The organism is Oscillibacter sp. CU971, from assembly GCF_905219725.1.
Classification (GTDB): domain Bacteria; phylum Bacillota; class Clostridia; order Oscillospirales; family Oscillospiraceae; genus Oscillibacter.
Genome location: NZ_CAJMXG010000413.1, coordinates 1 through 1,898, shown reverse-complemented (window position 1 = coordinate 1,898; position 1,898 = coordinate 1). Strand labels below are relative to the sequence as shown.

Sequence of the window (1,898 nt, the reverse complement as noted above, 5' to 3'; positions counted from 1 at the left end):
CTCCAAACCAAATGTGTACACCAAGGCTGGCAGACCAAGAAATTAAAATATCTCCACAATTAACTTCATATTTTTTGTCATACTCGCCATTATACCGGTTTGCTTGGTATGAATTTCCCGTCAAGTCTTGGATTCTGATAATTGGAAGTCCAGTATCAGACCAGTCTGATGGTTTAAAGGCATAGCCATTTATATATGTAGCAATATCCCCAAATCTCGCCATCACACCATCCCCTCCAATTCCTCCAGCCCCTTTTGAATCTCCGCCTCCAATTCCCGGAGCTGGGCGAAAATTTCGCTGGTGGGCGGGTACTCCACGGGCACATACTCGGTTTTTTTACTTGTTGACGAACAGGTGATAGCCGTTTTCCGCAATCTCCGTCTTAGGGACAAAAAAGCTCTGCTCGGTACGCTCACGGCCTGTCTCGTCCTCTGGGGCGTGAAACCGCCGGATAATATCGGGGATGTCATTGTCCGCAATTTCGCCGCGCTTGTCGTCCAGGCTGAACCCATCAGCTTTCATGTCGTAGAACCAGACATTTTCCGTGCCGCCCGCGCCGGTTTTGGTAAACACCAATACGGCGGTGGATACCCCGGCGTAGGGTTTGAACACCCCGGAAGGCATGGAGATCACGGCCCGGAGCTGATGGTTCTCCACCAACTCCCGGCGGATCGCCTTATGCGCCTTGCTGCTGCCAAAGAGCACGCCGTCGGGAACGATGCACGCGCACTGCCCGCCTTTTTTCAGCATCCGCAGGAACAGCGCCAGAAACAGTAATTCCGTCTTTTTGGTGTTGGTCACAGCCTTCAGATTGTCGTGGATGCTCTCCGCATCCACCGTCCCCTTGAAGGGGGGATTAGCCAGGCACATGGTATATTTTCCGCTGATCTGGTTCTGCTTGGATACGCTGTCTTTATAGTCGACCTCCGGCCTGCCGATGGAGTGGAGCATCAGATTCATAGCGGAGATACGCAGCATGGTGCGGTCGGTGTCAAAGCCGGTGAACATCGGGCCCGACAAGTGTTCCCATTGTTCGGCGGTCATGGTGTCCTCGTAGTGGCGGTGAACATACTCTGCGGCGGAAACCAGAAAACCCGCTGTGCCGCAGGCCGGGTCACAGATCACATCCTCCGGCGTGGGGCGCAGCAGCTCCACCATCATTTCCCGGATGTGCTTGGGGGTGCGGAACTGGCCGTTCTGCCCGGCGGTCGCCAGCTTGCCCAGCATGTATTCGTAGAGGTCGCCCTGCATATCCAGATCGGCGATGTCATGCTCATAGAGGTCGTCCAACCCGGTAATAATCTTTTGCAGCACCTGGGGTGTGGGGATCAGAAACATAGCGTCGCTCATGTATCGGGCAAAGGCGGTATTGTCCTCGTTCCGTTTCATCATACAGTCCCGGCTATACTCTTGCCCCACATAGATAACCTCATTGGCCTGCGCCAAAATAGAACAATAGCGTTCCTGCGCTGATGCTGTCCACTTGCTCTCCTGCCCCTTACAGGGCAGGACGCAATGGAGTTTTAACGCAGGATTTTTCTTTTGAAGGTCAAGGACAATCTGACTACACCAGAGGTCTGCCCCCTGAGCCATACCCGATAGGAAATCCGTCACGCCTCTATCCGCCAACGCCTTGATCTGCGCTACCAGGACTTCTTTCAGCAGAACGCAGTCTGGCGCAGCTTCGTTATATTTCCACGAAAAGCTTTTTGGCCAGTAAATGCGCAGGTTGTCTCTGTCATTGGAACAATCCTCCCATACAAATAGTTGCTCCGCATTATACCAAAAAATCTCACGAATGTCTATTATCGCATACTATCATTTTCACGTTTTCTCATACACTATCTGTTGAGAAAGCGGGGTGAAGCGGTGCAATTCGACAATAGTTCTGTTTGGA

Annotated in this window: 1 protein-coding gene and 2 pseudogenes; all 3 read right to left on the bottom strand. The window is 52.4% G+C overall.

All coding sequences use genetic code 11. The annotated features are described in order from the left end of the window. Positions 1-223: restriction endonuclease subunit S (locus tag JX325_RS16005; RefSeq protein WP_204792043.1), on the bottom strand; the 223-nt coding region annotated here is incomplete at its 3' end. Then, positions 223-1,378 (bottom strand): annotated as a pseudogene (locus JX325_RS16000) (class I SAM-dependent DNA methyltransferase); the annotation flags it as partial. The pseudogene JX325_RS16000 and the gene JX325_RS16005, both read right to left, overlap by 1 nt. 21 nt (positions 1,379-1,399) lie before the next feature. Beyond that, a pseudogene (locus JX325_RS18520) lies at positions 1,400-1,723 on the bottom strand (SLOG family protein); the annotation flags it as partial. Positions 1,724-1,898: the final 175 nt, after the last annotated feature.